17 protein-coding genes are annotated in these 15464 nt (G+C 68.7%); all 17 read left to right on the top strand.

Features of this window, described 5'->3' with window-relative positions; all coding sequences use genetic code 11:
* Positions 1-338: helix-turn-helix domain-containing protein (locus tag VFH59_RS07730; RefSeq protein ID WP_325164306.1), on the top strand; the 338-nt coding region annotated here is incomplete at its 5' end.
* Entirely contained in the window at positions 335-1093 is a 759-nt protein-coding gene (locus VFH59_RS07735) for a hypothetical protein (RefSeq protein WP_325164307.1), read from the top strand. The genes VFH59_RS07730 and VFH59_RS07735, both read left to right, overlap by 4 nt.
* Positions 1093-2979, top strand: coding sequence for a hypothetical protein (locus VFH59_RS07740; RefSeq protein ID WP_325164308.1), 1887 nt, complete (start codon positions 1093-1095; stop codon positions 2977-2979). The genes VFH59_RS07735 and VFH59_RS07740 overlap by 1 nt, the downstream gene beginning before the upstream one ends.
* The gene (locus VFH59_RS07745) at positions 2976-3347 is read left to right on the top strand and encodes a DUF6527 family protein (protein WP_325164309.1); all 372 of its coding nucleotides are present in this window, start codon (positions 2976-2978) and stop codon (positions 3345-3347) included. The genes VFH59_RS07740 and VFH59_RS07745 overlap by 4 nt, the downstream gene beginning before the upstream one ends.
* On the top strand, positions 3344-5575 hold the full coding sequence (locus VFH59_RS07750) for a hypothetical protein (RefSeq protein ID WP_325164310.1): 2232 nt from the start codon (positions 3344-3346) through the stop codon (positions 5573-5575). Before VFH59_RS07745 ends, VFH59_RS07750 begins: the two co-directional genes overlap by 4 nt.
* Positions 5576-5663: 88 nt before the next feature.
* On the top strand, positions 5664-6056 hold the full coding sequence (locus tag VFH59_RS07755; protein WP_325164311.1) for a hypothetical protein: 393 nt from the start codon (positions 5664-5666) through the stop codon (positions 6054-6056).
* Positions 6053-7132, top strand: coding sequence for a hypothetical protein (locus tag VFH59_RS07760; RefSeq protein WP_325164312.1), 1080 nt, complete (start codon positions 6053-6055; stop codon positions 7130-7132). Before VFH59_RS07755 ends, VFH59_RS07760 begins: the two co-directional genes overlap by 4 nt.
* Before the next feature lie 27 nt (positions 7133-7159).
* Positions 7160-7504 (top strand): DUF2190 family protein, encoded by a 345-nt coding sequence (locus VFH59_RS07765; RefSeq protein WP_325164313.1) that lies wholly within the window; start codon positions 7160-7162, stop codon positions 7502-7504.
* A gap of 16 nt (positions 7505-7520) precedes the next feature.
* Positions 7521-8600, top strand: a complete 1080-nt coding sequence (locus VFH59_RS07770) for a hypothetical protein (RefSeq protein ID WP_325164314.1) — start codon at positions 7521-7523, stop codon at positions 8598-8600.
* Between the two features lie 67 nt (positions 8601-8667).
* Entirely contained in the window at positions 8668-9144 is a 477-nt protein-coding gene (locus VFH59_RS07775) for a hypothetical protein (protein WP_325164315.1), read from the top strand.
* A complete protein-coding gene (locus tag VFH59_RS07780) occupies positions 9141-9542 on the top strand; it encodes a hypothetical protein (protein WP_325164316.1) in 402 nt (133 codons plus the stop codon). Before VFH59_RS07775 ends, VFH59_RS07780 begins: the two co-directional genes overlap by 4 nt.
* Entirely contained in the window at positions 9533-10015 is a 483-nt protein-coding gene (locus VFH59_RS07785; protein WP_325164317.1) for a hypothetical protein, read from the top strand. The genes VFH59_RS07780 and VFH59_RS07785 overlap by 10 nt, the downstream gene beginning before the upstream one ends.
* Positions 10012-10320 carry a hypothetical protein gene (locus VFH59_RS07790; RefSeq protein WP_325164318.1) on the top strand — a complete coding sequence of 103 codons (309 nt, stop codon included), beginning with the start codon at positions 10012-10014 and terminating at the stop codon, positions 10318-10320. The genes VFH59_RS07785 and VFH59_RS07790 overlap by 4 nt, the downstream gene beginning before the upstream one ends.
* A gap of 1 nt (position 10321) precedes the next feature.
* On the top strand, positions 10322-11314 hold the full coding sequence (locus VFH59_RS07795) for a phage tail tube protein (protein ID WP_325164319.1): 993 nt from the start codon (positions 10322-10324) through the stop codon (positions 11312-11314).
* A gap of 9 nt (positions 11315-11323) precedes the next feature.
* Positions 11324-11797, top strand: a complete 474-nt coding sequence (locus tag VFH59_RS07800; protein ID WP_325164320.1) for a hypothetical protein — start codon at positions 11324-11326, stop codon at positions 11795-11797.
* Between the two features lie 128 nt (positions 11798-11925).
* A complete protein-coding gene (locus VFH59_RS07805) occupies positions 11926-12204 on the top strand; it encodes a DUF1799 domain-containing protein (protein WP_325164321.1) in 279 nt (92 codons plus the stop codon).
* Positions 12201-15464 (top strand): phage tail length tape measure family protein, encoded by a 3264-nt coding sequence (locus VFH59_RS07810; protein WP_325164322.1) that lies wholly within the window; start codon positions 12201-12203, stop codon positions 15462-15464. The genes VFH59_RS07805 and VFH59_RS07810 overlap by 4 nt, the downstream gene beginning before the upstream one ends.

Consider the following 15464-nt stretch of genomic DNA (forward strand, 5'->3'; position numbering starts at 1 on the left):
CTTTCGAGGAGCAGTTGCTCGCCAGCGTGCAACTGGACCAGCCGAGGTGCGGCAAGGAGCTGTGGCTTGTGATCGCGCAGCGTATCGGCCTGGCCGACCTGATGGCTGTGCTCGACGAGTTCGGGGACGGGCAGGTGTGGGTGCCTAGCCGAACCGGCCTGATGCAGGAGCTCTGGGTGCAGACGCGCTATGCGGAAATCCAGCGCCTGCGCCACCAGGAAGGTCTGAGCTGCCGGGAGGTGGCCGAGCGGATGAAGGTAAGCCCCGCGACGGTGATCCGGGCGGTTCGCTCGCAGTATGGAAGCGAAACACCTTCGCGTGGGAAACCGGGCCGATGAGCGAGCCCACCGACCAGCCCGGCAAGCGCCCGTACACCATGAGCGATGCCGCGCTCGCGCAGCGCCGCGCCAACCTGCCCGCCGCCGCCGCGGCGTCCACGGGTCCGGTGACGGACGAGGGCAAGGCCGCCAGCAGCCGCAATGGCTGGAAGCACGGGCGCTACAGCGCCATCAACCGGGCGCAGTTTGGCCAGGGCGCCACGTCGATCGCCAAGATGTTCGGCAAACCGTGCGTGACCACGTGCCCCTTCCACCCGGATAACCCGGAGCGCGCCGAGGCGCCGTGCAGCCTGGTGCTTGACGGCCTCACCCGAGCTGGCAGCAGCTGCCTGGACAAGACGGTATACGTGCACGCGCTCGACGCGCTGATGAGCGCGTTTACCGATGGCGACATGGACGGCATGCACGGGCTGCTCGCCACCGAAATGGCCGCAAACATGCAGCTCCTGCGCCAGCTGCGCGAGGAAATCGCCGAGAACGGGCTGGTGGTGATGATCCCGCACGTGTCCAAGGATGGCGTGGTGGCATACGACCAGGCCGGGCACATGGTCGCGCACGACTACAAACCCAACCCGGCACTGATCGCGCTGATCAAGTTCAACGAGTCGCTCGGCATCAACCTTGCCGAGCTGATGGCCACACCCAAGGCGCGCCGGCAGATCAAGGACGACGACGACGCCACCGCCGGCCTGCAGTCGATGCTTGGCGCCATCTTCAGCCGGGCGCAGCGCCGACTTCCGCCTGGAGGTGGCTAATGGGCAAGCGCCTGCCCACCGCCGATCACGACGTGCTGCGGCAGATGGCAGACCGCGGCGTTTATGCGCCGGACGAGTTCGACGGGTGGCTCGCCACGCGCGGCTGGGCGTGGCAAGGACTGGACCGTGGCGACTACGGCATCAACCTAGAGCAGGCGCTGTTCCTGTTCGTGTTCGAGGATCCAGTGCGCTGGTCGGAGACGTTCCTTATCGAGCCGCGCACGGGCGACCCGTGGCAGTTCTTCGACTACCAGCGCGAGAGCTGCCGGGCCTGGGCGCAGGACGTGGTGCACCAGGACGGCGCCGAGGTTGGCAAGACGCGCGAGATCACCGTGCTGGTGCTATGGGGCCAGTGCACGTGCATGGGCTTCACCGTGCGCCGGCCGTGGATGCTGGTGGGCGCGCCGCAGCAGACGCACCTGGACGAGATCATCCTGGCGATCGAGGAGCAGGTGGGCGCGCAGGACGGCGGCGAGAAAGCCAGCGGCTCGCTGCTCAGCCAGTTCTGGCTCAAGCCCAAGCGCACGCCGCACATGATGCAGCGGTTCCTGACCATTCCGCTTGGCGAGAACGAAAAGCCCGGCATCGGGCGCGTGTACTACCGCCCTGCCGGGCACGACGGCGAAGCCTTCCGCGGGGTGCACGTCAATGCCATGGCGCTGATGGACGAAGCGGCCAAGCTCAAGCGGGCCGTGCAGTGGTCGGAGTTCTGGCGCTCGGCCATGCCGGGCTGCCGCAAGCGCGTGTACAGCGTGCCGGATGGCGACCGCAGCACAGAGTTCTTCCGGCTCAGCCAGCAGGCCACGCCCAACCTCGCCGCGCTGGCCAAGGGTTGGCGGCTGTTCCACTGGCCCAAGACGATCATGCCGGCGCCGTTCTGGAGCGCCGACCGCGATGCGGAGTTCATCCGCCTGTTCGGCGGCCGGCATACGCCGGGCTACAAGCGCAACGTGCTGGGCGAGTGGGGCGAGGCGGAAAACCCGGTGTGGAGCTGGGACCTGCTGCTGCCGAACGTGTGCGACCTGCCGCGGTACCGGGTGCTCACGCTCAACGTGGACCGCCAGCGCGGCGACCTGCACGTGCGCGTGGCCCGTGTGTCGTTCGCCATGCAGGAAGGCGGGCGCAAGAGCGGGCAGTACGACTGGCTGTTCGACGGCACCGTGGCACTGGCGCCGTTCGCCAGCCGCGACAGCGCCGAGCGCCGCGCCGCGATGCGCGCCCTGCTGCGCGAGCACATCACCGGCGTGAGCGCTGGCGTGTACTGGGCCGGCGCGGACCTGGGCGAAACCAACGACCCCACCGAAATCGTGATCAGCGAGCAGCTCGGCCCCAAGCTCGAGGACGTGCTGCGCGTCCACGCCCGCGGCATGGACTACTACATCCAGCGCGAGCTCGTGTACTGCCTGCAGGAGCTGTTCGGCGGCCGCCCTCACTGGGGCGTCGACCTGGGCAGCGCCGGCACCGTCGTGGTCAAGGACCTGCAGACGCTGGAGGACTACGCCGACCAGCGGTTCGATGAGGTGATGACCGGCTTCCAGTTCTCCAACGCGGTGGACTGCATTGGCGAGGACGGGGAGCCGCTGGTCGATCGCGCCCGTGATGACGGCAGCGAGGAAACCATCGTGCGCGCCCCAGCCAAGCACTGGGCCACCCAGTGCATCAGCCAGCGCATGCAGGCCTGCGGCTACGCGCTGGCCTACGACACCGACGTGCTCAACCACATGACCAACCACACGGCCCGGCAGGGCACGAAGTGGCCGATCTACGCCAAGAAAGACGACCACGACATCGATGCCCGGAGGATGCAGATGCTGCGCAAGTTGTACGACGAGGTGGGCGGCGAGGTGGACGTGTTCAGCTGCGGGGCAGAGGCGCGGGCAGCATGAGCAAAGCCAAGATTGTTGTCCACGATGACGGTACGTTCTACGGCATTCGATTTTGTTGCCCCGGATGTGCGCAGGTTCGCGACGGCGTAGGGAGTTGGGTCGTTCTCACCGTGAAGTGGACCCCCGAGGGCTATACACGCAGCCCGCACATCAACGAGCAGCACTGCTGGGGTTTCGACGGCAACCTCGACAACCCTACGCTGACACCCTCGGTGTTGCAGCAGTGGAACCAGTGGCAGGGTGAAGGCGTGCCTGCGAAACGGCACGTCTGCCATAGCTTCGTCCGCAATGGTCGCATCGAGTTCCTCGGCGACAGCACGCACAGCCTGGCGGGGCAGACCGTCGACCTTCCGGAGATCGAGGAATGAACTTCCAGCCGCGTTCGTGGTTCGGCCGCAAGTCCAACGACATTGGTAGCAGTGCGCTGGTGCGAGCCGGCATGGCGATGGGGCCGTGGACTGGACAGATCAACGGCTTCGTGCCGCGCCAGGTGAACCCGTGGTTCTACGAGGCGCTGCGCGAGGCGCTGGGCATCCTCGACGGCGCGATCAACCGGCTGGTGACGGTGGACGGCATCCTCGGCGTGGAGGGCGCCAACGACAAGCTGGTGCAGGAGATCGAGCGCGACCTGTTCGGCGCCATCCCCGTGGGCGACCTGCAGGGCGGCCTGCAGGCGTTCTACGCGGGGCAGGGCAACGAAATGTACGAGCAGGGGTTCACGGTCGGCGAGATGGTGCTCGACCGCAAGGGCCGCGAAGTGATCGGCCTGCGTGTGGCCGACAGCAAGGGCGTGCTGTTCAACCGCAACATCGAGAGCGGGCTGCTGGAGACCTGGTATCTGCCGCCGCTGCCGAACGTGCATGGGCGCCGCGACGGCACCGATGCCGTGGAAACGGTGATGCGCAACACCGCGCGTCAACAGGCCGCCTCCGTGCTGCAGGGCAAGGGCTACGCGCTGCTTGACCCCGGCACCCTGATCTACAGCGCCTTCAACCCCGAGAACGACCAGCCCTACGGCGTGAGCCTGCTGCGCTCGATCGAGTTCGTGGGGCAGATCCTGCTGAAGATGCACAACGCGACGGGGCAGGTGTGGGACCGCTTCGGTGACCCGGTGTTCCACGTGAACTACAAGACCAAGAACCGGCAGGCGTCTTCCGACACGACCCTCGAAAAGCGCCGCAAGGCGCTCGCCGACACGCTGCAAGGCGCCCTCAACGCCAAGCGCAGCGGGAACAGCGCGGATTTCGTGACCGCCGTTGGCGCTGACGACGAGATTGCCATCAGCATCATCGGCGGCGACGGCAAGGTGCTGAACATCGAGATGCCGGCCCGGCACATGCTCGAGCAGATCCTCGCCAAGACCGGGCAGCCGGCGTGGATGCTTGGCATGCAGTTTTCCACTGCCGAGCGCATGGCCGACAATCAGGCCGAGGTGGTGCTGCAGGAGAGCAAGACCCGGTTCGAGGCGCGAAAGCCTGGCCTGACGCGGCTGGTGGAGACGTGGCTGCGCGGCCGTGGCCGCACCTGGCGGCCGGGCGACTGGCAGATCGTGCAGCGCCTGCCGAACCTGCGCGACGAGCTGAAGCGTGCCCAGGCCGGGTTCCTCAACGCGCAGACGCAGATGATGCTGGCCAACGGCGGCAACGCTCCGCCGCCTGGCGCGGTCGACCCGCCGCGGGACAACACCGGCCCGGCCAACCCGAGTGGCGCACCCGGCAAGGCCGCCGCGCTGGAGCTGTCGCTCGAAGGACTCTCCCCGCTGGTGACTGCGGCCGTCAGCAAGGCCCTGCAGCAGCGCAATGCCTGCACGCACCACAAGGGCGCCACCGGCGCGCCGGTGGAATCCTGGGCAGTGGACGACCCCAACCTGCCGCGCATCGAGGGTGAGGCCGTCAGCACGCTTCGTTCCGCGTGGAACAAGCTGCGGGACGACACGCTGGCCGCGCTCACCCTGCCGGCGAAGACCGCCAAGTCGACCGGCGAGCTGCTGTTCGCGTTCGACGCCGAGGCGTTGCTCACTCGCCTGCAGGGCCTACTCGACGCGTTCATCGCCGCCAACAGCAACCCGCAGAGCGCCTTCGTGGCACAGGTGTTCGAAGCCTGGCTGCGCGGTGTGGAAAACGCGGCCAGCAGCGTGGACCGTACCGCCGAGGCCGCGCAGGTGGTCGCCGAGGCCCGCGATCGCGCCACCACCGGCATCCACGAGCGCGAGGCGCCGCAGTTCCGCGAGACGGCCACGCGCACGTACTGGGACCAGATCGTGGCGGAGCTCAAGCAGGGCGCCTACGACGGCAAGAACCCGCTGGAGGTGGCCGCCGGCCTGCGCAAGCGCTTCGGCGACAAGGCTTACGACTGGGAGCGCCTGGCGCGATCGGAAATCGCCCTGGCGCAGGCGCGTGGCCAGCGCGACGGCTTCAAGGGGCTGGGGTATGCCTGGTACGGCATCGACACCGCGCCTGACGCCTGCCCGGTGTGTATCTCGCTCAAGGAGGTTGGCCCATACAAGATCGACGATGGTCCGCTGCCAATGGAGGACACACACCCGAATTGCCGCTGCGGGGTCGAACCGGCCGACCCGCCAGCGGAAGCGGTGTAACTGTTTCGCCCACAGTATGGAGGCGTAACGCTAGCCGGTTGTGTGATGGGGCCTACTGACCATGCCATGCATGCAGAGGCCTCGGACAATGGACGACAAGCAGGTGCTGGAACAGCTCGCGCAGTCGGTGCCCAACATCACCGCGAGGCTGCCCGAGCTGGATCGCGACACGCTGGTGCAGCTGCAGGCGGCCGAGGTCAAGGGTGCCAACCGCACCACGTTGCTCGCGGCGATCGACGAGCGCCTGAAGGCGCTGGACGACGCCGGCGAGGGCGGTGATCAGCTGAGCGGCAGTTCCACGAAAACCACCGAATCTGCGGGGGCGGATGGCAGGAAGGGTGAACCGGCGGCGAAAGCCGCCGGCAAGCCTTCGCCGCCGCCCGCCTGGCAGCATCCGGACTACCACGGCGTACTGAGCGGCGAACAGGCCGCGTGGCGCGTGGCGAACCTCAAGCCGGCCGCCGAGGTGCGGCGTAAGTGAAGCCGCAGCAGAAGTCGCTCGCGCTGCACATCAAGGCCGCTGCTGCGGTTGACGAGGCGACGCTGGCGGCAATCAACGCGTTCACGCTGCGCGAGTTCACGGCCGAGGAACTGCAAGTGCGCGAGTACGTGCTCGCGCACAACTGCATCGATCGCGACAACGAGGTCTTCGACGAGTCCCTGCTCGACGACTTCGCCCGCACCATTCCCGGCAAGGGCGTGTACATCATCCACCCGACCAGCTGGGAAGGGGATGGTGGGCCTGCGGAGGGCCGCGTGTTCGCGGCCGAGACGAAGACCATGCCGCTGGAGGAGTTGCGCACGATGCTGCGCGAGCCCGACCTGCAGCTGCCGCCCGACCGCACGACTGCGAAGGTGCTGATCACTCGCGCGTTCTTCGCCAAGACCCCGGAAAACGCCAGCCTGCTGATCAAGCAGGACGCCGGCATTGCCGGCGATGTGTCGATCGGCTTCGAGGCGCGCCAGCGCGTGCCGATCGTCGACCGCGACGGCCGCGAGCTGACTGCCCGGCGCTGGATGGGCCCGGGCAAGGCGCTGGAGATGTCGCTGGTGTGGCTGGGCGCGCAGCCCGGCGCCCGCGCCGTGAAAAACGCACCCCGTTCCAACGATACCCACCCGGAGCCGACCATGGACCTGACCCAAGAACAGATCGCCGACCTGCAGGCCAAGGCCGCGTCCGGCGAGAAAAACACCACGCTGCTCACCGCGCTCAAGACCGCGCTGGGTGCCGATGCCGGCCTGCTGGACAACCCGGACCAGCTCAAGGCGCACATCGCCGACGCCAAGGCTTACAAGACCGCGCTGATCGAGGACGTGATCGCCACCGAGCGCCAGCTCGGCGTGGTCGGCGATGCGCCGGAAGACGTGGAGGAGGCCAAGACCTTCTACGCCAACATGGGCGTGGACAAGCTCAAGGCCGTGCACAAGGGCCTGGAGAAGCGCGTGCCCAACCGCCAGGGCGGCATGAAGGGCGCCAACACCAACCAGGGCGCCCTGGGATCGCAGCAGGCGCCGGAAGACTCCCCGATCCACAACCCGGCCCTGGCGGCCGCGTAACGCGCAGCCGCGCAAAGGAGAACACCCATGTTGCAGGTTCGCTCGCCGGCTTCGCAGATCAAGACGCTGCAGCTGGCCCTCGCCGTGGCCACGCTGGCCCACACCCCGTTGCTGAGCAATGGGCACGTGCTCATTCCCACTGACAACGCCGACGCCAACGCCATCAACGGCTTCACCTACGAAGCCGAGATCAGCGATGCGCCCAAGGCGGCCGTCGCCTGGGCCGCGCTGGACAAGCTGTACTGGGACGACACCAACAAGGTCGTGACCAACGTGGCCACCGCCAACACGCTGATCGGCTACGCGCTGGAAGCGTCCGCCGCCGGCGACGCGACCACCGGCCTGATCGCCTTCAACGCCTTCGCGGCCTGATTCGGAGCCAGCACCCATGCGTACTTTCGGCAACTTCGGCAAGCTCGGCACCATCACCGACGAGCAGGCGCTGACCAAGGCGCTGCGCCAGGCGATCGACACCGAGTTCAGCCTGCCATCCCTGTTCCTCGAGCTGGGCGGCACGCCGCGCCTGCAGGTGGACAAGGACTCGGGCATCAAGGTGTTTGGCGGCCCCGGCGGCAGCCTGGTGGTGCCCACGGCCGAGCGGGTGAAGGCCGCGCTGTCCACCAAGTGGGCCGTCCCGGGCGACAACCCCAACCTGGTGGACGCCAGCAACCGCGTGGTGGAGTTCTTCCACACCAACATGCCGGAGATGGACCTGGGCTATACCCAGGCGTTCGACTTCGTCGACATGCGCAGCTCCACGCTGGACAGCTTCGACATCCTGGACGCCAACCAGGGCATCACCTTCACCCAGCGCAAGGCCGGTGAGGAGGTGAAGATCCGCCGCGGGGTGACCGACTCGAAGATGAGCGTGGGTGTGTGCACCTTCGCCGACGGCGTGGGCATCCTCGACGACTGGCTGCGGTTCCAGAAGTGGTGGGCGGTATCGGACACCGTGGCCGAGTTCAACGCCAAGGCGTGGGACAAGAAGGCCGAGTGGCACTACAACCTGCTGAGCGCGCTGTCCGCCGGCGTCAACGTGGCGTTCGACACCGACGACACCGTGACCCTCAACAAGGCTTCCGCGCAGATCCTTCGCGCGGTCAAGGACAAGGGCTACGCCGCCGGCCAGAACGCGGGCTTCGTCATCTACTGCGCGCCGGAAAAGGTGGGCCGCATCACCAAGATGCTCACCGCCAGCGCCGGCAGCCTGATCGTGGCCTACCAGGCGAACATGCAGCCGATCACGGTGCGCGTGCAGGCGGTGATCGCCACCACGCACATCCCGGCGAGCCTCAACGGCTACTACCTGGTGCTGCCGGGACGCAAGCTCAAGCGCGCGGACTGGAAGGACCTGAGCCTGGAGAGCGCCCGCAACATCTACGCCCGGGCCAACGACTACGTGGGCACGTTCCAGACCAACGCGGCGATCGGCGACACCGACCAGGTCGCACGCGTGCTGTTCCAGTAAGCCTCACTCCGCCGCAAGCCTTGCCGCGCGGCACATCACCGAGCGGCATTTTTTCAGACGAGGGCGCATGGCCAAGGCCTCCATCAACGACGTGTTGGACGAGGGTTTCAATACCCAGCAGTTCGGCGCGCCTGGCGATTGGTCGGACCCGGCCACGGGCTACCTTGCGCGCGTGCTCGCCAATGCCGGCCGCTGGGTAGAAGCCAAGATGGGCGCGCCGGTGTATGCCGCGCTCGCCGCTGACAGTTACGCCAACGATTGCGCCGCCAAGGCCGAGGTGCAGTACGCCAGCGCCGAGCTGTTCCGCCGCCGCTATGCGTTCGTGGAGGCTGGCGCCAGCGCTGGCATGAACAAGGACCAGGCGACGCTGCTCGCCGAGCTGCGCCGCAAGTCCGCGGAGGCACTGCAGAACGCCACGTACTGGCTGGGCGAGGCGCTGCGCGCCAGCGGCGTGGACGACGGCGTGGTGTATGAGGGCAGCGGCCTGGCGAGCGGCATGGTGGAGACCGGCCGCTACCCGCCGATCAGCGAGGTGGCGCCGTGACGCTCAGCGAGCGCATGCGCAGCCTAGTCGCGGCGCTCGACGCCAGCCTTCGGCGTGGCCTGACGGCTGCCGTGCGGGCAGTGAACACCGCCGTCCGCGCCAACCTTAACGGCGCGCGCAGCGCCGCGCCGTGGTCGTACCCGGTGCCGCGCCGCTCCGGCAACCTGCTGCGCAACCAACAGCAACAGGTGGCCTTTCCCACAGGCTACGTGTTCAACACCGCCACCTATGCCGGCGCTATCCACAACGGCTACGTGAGCGAGTGGGCCGGCAAGGGGCAGCACCGCATGCGCATGAAGGGGGCGCCGCGCCCTTACATGGACGATGGCGTGGAAACCGCGCAGCCGTTCATGGTGATCCAGCGCGAGGTAGAGGGGGCGCTGCACGCATGGGCGTAAAGGCCTTTACCGATGCACTACGCGCCCTGCTCGAGGGTGGCGACAACGAGTTTGCCGCCGATATCGAGGCGCTTATCGGCACGCCGGTGACGCGCGTGCTGCGGGCCAATACGCCGTGGGAGCAGATCGGGGCCAACCTGCTGCCGTGCTTCGTCATGGAGCAGGGCGACGGCCGCGCTTCCGGCTGGGGCACGGGCGAGGACAGCGGCCTGGTGATCGGCCACAGCTCGCAGGGTTTCGCCAGCGAGCTGGACGTATGCCTGCTGTGGCAGCAGCAGGATCGGGAAACCGCCGCCGACCAGCGCGCCCAGCTGCCGGAAATCTTCGCCCGCCTGTGCCTGCGCAACCCGCAGCCCGGTGGCGTCAATGGCGCCTGGCTGCAGGAGTGGATGCCCGACCAGGGCGTGCGCCACCCCATGCAGTGCTGGGCTGCCCGGATCCACGCCGAGTACGACATCACGAGGACGCCATGAGCGAGCAAGCCAAGAGCTACACCGTGCATTTTCCCAAGGACGCGCGCCCGGGCGTGCTCGCCATCGGTGGCATCAAGCGCGGCGGCAGCGCCAAGGTGGATGCGGCCGAGGCCGTGCGCCTGGTTGACGCCAAGGGCATGAGCTTCGCCTCGGCCGCCGACGAGAAGGCCGCACGCGGCGAAGTTGCCACCGCCAAGGCGAAAGCCGAAGCGGAGGCCAGGGCGAAGGCCGAAGCGGACGCCAAGACCCCGGAGGCGCCCGCCACGGCTCCGACCCCGACCGACACCCTGAGCGAGGAGCACTGATATGCCCCAGGTACGCGGCTCCAACGTCCGCCTGATCGGCGTGACCGATGACAGCTTCGCCACCCCGCCGGCCTCGCCCAGCGCCGTGATTCTGCCGTTCGTGCAGAACAACGTGAAGGCGGACCAGCAGCGCGACACCGACGACACCATCAGCGGTTTCCGCGGCGCCGCGCGCAGCGTGGCCGGCAACCGTACGGTGGGCGGCACGCTGCAGGTGAATGCGGCGCCGCAGACGATCGGCTTTCTGCTCAAGCACCTGCTCGGCGCGCCCACCAGTACCACCGCCACCGGCGTCACTACCCACGTGTTCGGCGTGGCGGCCAGTGGCGCCTCCGCGCTGCCGCCCAGCTTCACGCTCGAAAGCGACCTGGGCGCGGCCTTCACCGCGGCCAGCCGCTATGTGCGGCTGACGGGCTGCCGCATCGCCCAGGCGCAGTTTGCCGTGGGCCCGAGCGGCTTCATGCAGGTGACGCCCACCATCACCGGCAGCGGCTACAGCAAGAGCGGTACGCCGCTGGATGCCTCGCCGGACGACACCGGCCACGCGGCGTTCAGCACGCTCACCGCCTCGCTGGTCTTCGGCGGTGGTGCACTGCCGCTGGACGTGACCAAGCTCGACTTCACCATCGGCAACAACCTGGACGAGGACACCTACGTCATCGGCGGCAACGGCAACCGCGGCGACCTGCCCGAGGGCCTGCTGACCGTGAGCGGCACGGTGGAGGCGCTGCTGAAGGACTCCGGCCTGCTGGATGCGGCGCTGGCCGATACGGACAGCAGCCTGGTGCTCACCCTCACCCGGGGCACGGGCGATGGTACCGATGGCAACGAGTCGCTGGAGATCAATATCCCGGCGCTGGTGTTTGCCACCACCACCCCCACGGTGCCGGGGCCGAAAGGGGTGCGCCTGCAGGCCTCGTTCACTGGCCACCGTACCACCGGCGAGATCGGCGTCACCGCGACGCTGAAGACGCCGCTCGCCACCATCAACTAAGGGTTCGCCATGTTCCGCTTTGCCAGTGACGGCCGCGTGCGGTGGCCGCTGTCGATCGACCAGCTGCAGGAGGATGGCGGCACGGCCGCCGCCTCCTTTGTTGTCGAGTACCGGGCCTTCACCCGCGACGAGCTCAAGCAGCGCGACGCCGCCCTGCGGGAGTACGCCCGCCAGATGGCCGAGCTGATGCCAGTCGAGGGCGCACTGGACACCGCCGACCACGCTTCCAAGCGTCAGGCGTTGACCGAGGCGCGCGTAAAGGCCGACGACGACCAGCTGCGCGAGCGCGTGAAGGGCTGGAAGGGCATCGCCGACCCCTCGGGCGCGGAGATCCCGTTTACCCCGGACAACCTGCAGGCGCTGCTCAACAACGTGCTGGTGCGCGATGTGCTGCTCGCCGGCCTGGTGGAGGCCAGCACCGGAGCGCGCGGAAAAAACTCCTTGCCTGGGCTCGCTGGCTTGCCGGTGCCGGCCCAGGCGTAACGAACGCGCAAGGCAAGGAGGAGCGGCTGTGGGACCTGGACGCGCTCTACCCGGACACCGACCTGCCGGCGTACTGCCGGCAATGCCGGTTGACCGGCGGATGCGGTACCGACTGCCCACGCCCGCAGGTGCTGCCCGAGTGCCGGCCGGCCATGGCCGCCTACGAGGTATGCGAAACGCAGTGGCGCACCGGGTTCGCGTGCGTCACGGGGTTCGACTACAGCGCCTGCATCGCGACGCTGAACCTGTACTTGCCGCGCTGGAAGGCCAGCGCGCCGGCGGGCGATCCCATCCACGCCATGGAGGTGGCAGACCTGCTGGATGACCTGCGCACGATCGAGGAGGCCCTGCTGAGTGCATGGGCCGAACTAGCCGAGCAGAAACGCACCGCGAGCCCTGACCCGTGATCACCGAGAACACCCTGCGCGTAAAGCTCGAAGTCGCCGGCGATGGCCAGATGAAGGCCTCGCTGCTCGACAATGCCGGTGCGCTCGACACGCTGGAGAAGTCGCAGGAGGCGGTGACCGAAGCGGCCGGCGCGATGGCTGAGGCGCAGAAGCAGGCGACCGCCGCCACCGATGCCGCCGGCGAAACCGCGGAACAGGCGGCCGCCCGCATCCGTGCCATGGTGCAGGCCTCACGCGAGCGTGCCGAGGCCGAGCGCGCTGCCGGCGAGGCGAGCCAGCGCAGCACCCAGGCGACCGCCAGCGCCACCGTGGGCCTGGACCGTCTGGTGCAGGCGCAGAACCGCGCCATGGCCGGCGCCACGCGCATGATGCAGGAGGAGCAACGCGCCGCGCAGGCGGCCGCACAGGCCGAGGGCATCGCCAAGCAGCGCGACGACCTGGAAAAGCTGGTCGGCCAGATCGACCCGACCGTGGCGGCGCTGCACCGGCTGGACGTGCAGCAACAGCAGCTGAAGGACTTCCACGCTGCCGGCGTGCTGGGCACGGACGACTACCGCCACTTCAACAGCGTCATCGACGCCAGCCGCGACCGCATCACTGCCGCGGGCGAGGCGATGCATAGCTTCAGCCTGAACAACGCCAACGCGCGGCGGGAGCTTGGCTACATCGTCAAGGACTTGGCCACGGGCCAGTTCGGTCGCGCGCAGCAGAGCTTCCTGACGTTGGCCAACGCCAGCGGTCTGATGCAGCTGGCCTTCAGTGGCGTCGGCGCCGTAGTGGGGGCCACGGTCGCGGGCCTGGCGCTGTTCGGCGTGGAGGCGGGGAAGGGCGCTGCCGAGGCGCTGGCGCTCGATCGGGCGGTGATCGCCACCGGCGAGTCGGCTGGCGTGACCACCGGTCAGGTGCGCGCCATGGCGGCCACCATCCGCGGCGATGGCGCCACCGCCCTGCAGCTGCTGGTCGACTCCGGCCGCGTGAGCGGCGAGCGCCTTGAGGAGGCTGGGCAGGCGGCCATCGATTATGCCCAGGTCACCGGCCGCAGCATCCAGCAGGCCGCGGCGGCGCTCGTGTCGCTGCAGGACGACCCGCTGCGTGCTGCGCAGGAGCTAGACAAGCAGCTGCATTTTCTGACCGCCACCGAGTACGAGAACATCCGCGCACTGCAGGAGATGGGCGACACCTCCGCTGCCGCCGCCATCGCGCAGACCGCGCTCGCACAGGACGTGGCCGCCAAGGCGGCCGAGCAACGCGAGCATCTGACGCTGTTGGGGCGTGCCTGGCGCGAGGTGGCCGACGCCATCGATGCGGCCGCCGACGCGGCCAAGCGCTACGGCCGCGAGGCCGTGTATGGCAGCACCAATACCGACGACCTGGCCCAGGCCAACCGCCAGCTGGACGCCATCCGCCGGCGTTCGCCGCAGCTCGGCGGCCTGTCCGATGCGCAGCTTCTCGCCGCGGCCCGCACGCCCGGCGACCGCAACCACGCCTTGCTCGCCGGGGACCTTGGCACCATTCAGATGGCCGTGGCCACCAAGCAGCGCAGCGCGGCCGGCGCCTGGTTCGAGGGGGTGCTCGCCAGCACCCAGGCGGAGCGCGACCGCTCGACCAGCACACTGAAAGACGACGACACGTTCTTCGACAACCTGCTCAAACAGGCCAAGAGCGACCAGGCCAAGGCCCGGGAAATCGCCTCGATCAACGAGCGTACGCAGCAGGACATCGCCGCAGCGCCCAACCGGCGAGCCGAGTTCGAGGCGCGCCAGAAAGAGGCGCTGGCGGCGGTCGACAAGAAGTACGCGAACAAGGCCGCGGCAAGCGTCGACCGCGCCTCGCTGCAGGCCGACGTGGACGCCTTCCGCACCGCGCAGAAGCAGATTGACGATATCTACGCGAACAGCGGCCGCACGCTGGAGGGCGAACTGCGCGCCGGGCTGATCGACGAGCAGGACTACTACCAGCAGCGCGTCAAGCTGATCAATGAGCACGCGGCGAAACTCGATGCCTCCCTCGCCAAGGAGGCCGACGCGCTGCGCCAGCACAAGGGCAACGCGACCGAGCAGATCCGCATCGAGCAGCAGCTGCGCGACGTGGAGGCCAAGCGTGCGCAGGCCGAGCAGGACGCGGACGCGCAGCGCAAGCAGGCCGACAACGACCACCTGGCCGCCCAGCGGCAACTGCTCGAGATCAACCGGCAGGTTGCGCTGTCGCTGCAGACGTACCAGCGCTCGCGCGAGGTGGCGGCCGGGCATGACATCGCCAGCATCGGCCACGGCCAGGACTACGCCCAGCAGGCGCAGATCCGCGACCAGCTGCGCTCCCAGGCAGATGCCCGTCGCGACGAGCTGACCAAGCAGTACCGCAAGGCCGGCGCGCTCGACTCCCCCCAGTACAAGCAGGGCATGGAGGAGATCGACCAGTGGGAGCGCGAGCAGACGCAGCGCGAGGTCGGCTACTGGAACCAGCGCAAGGAGGCCATGGGCGACTGGCGCAATGGCGCCCGTGCAGCGCTGGAGGACTTCAAGACCCAGGCCGAGGACGTAGCCGGCACGGTGCGCGAAGGCCTGGGCGGGATGTACTCCGACCTGATGGACGACACCGTGGCATGGGCAAGAGGGAACCACGCGAGCTTCAAGAACGTGGAAAAGGACTTCGAGGACATGCTGGCCCGCATGGTGGCGCGCGCCCTGTGGGCAAAGGCCGAAAGCGCGCTGCTCGGCTGGATCGGTGGCGGTGGCGCCTCGGGCTTCTCGTCGCTGGGCGGGTCGGCCGCGGAGTACAGCAGCATAGGCAGCGACGGCAGCTTCAGCGGCAGCTTCGATTTCGCCGGCGCCTCGGGTGGCGGCTATGCCACGGGCGGGCGCGTGAGCGGCCCGGGCACGGGCACCAGCGACGACGTGATCGCGCGCCTGTCCAACGGCGAGAACGTGATCACGGCCCAGGCCACCAACTACTACGGCCAGCGCTTCATGGACGACCTGAACGCCATGCGCCTGCCGCGTTTCGCACAGGGTGGCCCGGTGGGCACGCCGCGCACCTACGGCGGAAGCGGAGACGGCAAGGCGCCGATCATCAACATCAACCGCGCCGAGCCGGGCGACCGCGTGGACTCCCGTCAGGACAGCGACGGGCGGTGGGTGCTCGATGCGTTCCTCGCCGCGGCCTCGCAGGACGTAGCCCGCGGTGGCCCGCTGGGCCAGTCCATCGCCGGCGCCTTCGGCTTGCGGCGCCAGGCCCGCAGCTATGCACCGGCGGGGGGCTGA

This window comes from Frateuria sp. (assembly GCF_035695185.1).
In the GTDB taxonomy this organism is placed as follows: domain Bacteria; phylum Pseudomonadota; class Gammaproteobacteria; order Xanthomonadales; family Rhodanobacteraceae; genus Frateuria_A.